Source organism: Ruegeria sp. CE9 (genome assembly GCF_056537425.1).
The window spans coordinates 1-752 of sequence record NZ_JBQFRO010000113.1 but is presented as its reverse complement, the minus strand read 5'-3'; the positions used below and the strand labels follow the sequence as shown (position 1 = coordinate 752).

The 752-nt window shown below is 55.1% G+C and carries 2 protein-coding genes; one reads left to right on the top strand and one right to left on the bottom strand.

Features of this window, described 5'->3' with window-relative positions:
* A partial coding sequence (locus tag ACR0B3_RS24385) for a DUF2177 family protein (protein ID WP_480811293.1) occupies window positions 1-424 on the top strand: 424 nt, incomplete at its 5' end.
* A gap of 51 nt (window positions 425-475) precedes the next feature.
* Here ACR0B3_RS24385 and ACR0B3_RS24380 read toward each other — a convergent pair.
* The gene (locus tag ACR0B3_RS24380) at window positions 476-682 is read right to left on the bottom strand and encodes a cold-shock protein (protein WP_340297463.1); all 207 of its coding nucleotides are present in this window, start codon (window positions 680-682) and stop codon (window positions 476-478) included.
* Window positions 683-752 lie beyond the last annotated feature (70 nt).

Genomic DNA, 752 nt, shown 5'->3' with positions numbered 1-752 from the left:
CGCGAAAAGGCGGCACCTGATGACACTCTTGATCCTCTTTGTGGCGACATCTTTGATCTTCCTCATTGCCGATGCGGTGATGTTGAACATAGTTTTGCAGCCTGTCTTTGCGCGGCATATTGGCGATTTGCTTTATGAAGGTGGGTTTCGCCTGTTGCCTGCAATCTTGTTTTATCTGACCTATATGGGGGGCATTCTTTACTTTGCCTCCACCCCCGCGATGCGCGCAGATATGCCAAGCCTGGCCCTGATCAATGGCGCAATTTTGGGCTTTGTGGCCTATGGCACCTATGAGTTCACGTCATGGGCGGTGATGCGTGACTGGCACCCGCAAATGGTGGTGATGGATGTGATTTGGGGCGCCACGCTGACAGGGGTTGCTGCATGGGGCGGGGTCATGATCGCGCGCGCCATCACGGCCTAGGGGGCCATGCGCGCAAAGCGGTGTGGCTGCCTTGCGCGCGGGGTTTTGACGTCAGAGAATTTTCAGATCGACCGCAGAGGCCCGACCATCGCGGCCTTCACGAAGCTCAAAGCTGATTTTCGTGTTATCGGCTAATTCTTTCATCTCCGCTTGTTCAACTGCAGAGATATGCACGAACACATCTTTGCCGCCGCCATCAGGCGCGATAAACCCGTAACCTTTGGTGGTGTTGAACCATTTCACAGTGCCAGTGGGCATTTTCGTATCTTTCCTGTCTCAAGTCTCAATCCCACAAGCGTGTCTGCGCGTGGGGTGCAGCCAGGGCCGA

Excerpts from the sequence above, each read along its gene's own strand:
- ACR0B3_RS24380 (WP_340297463.1), bottom strand. The coding sequence starts at position 682 with ATGCCCACTGGCACTGTGAAATGGTTCAACACCACCAAAGGTTACGGG.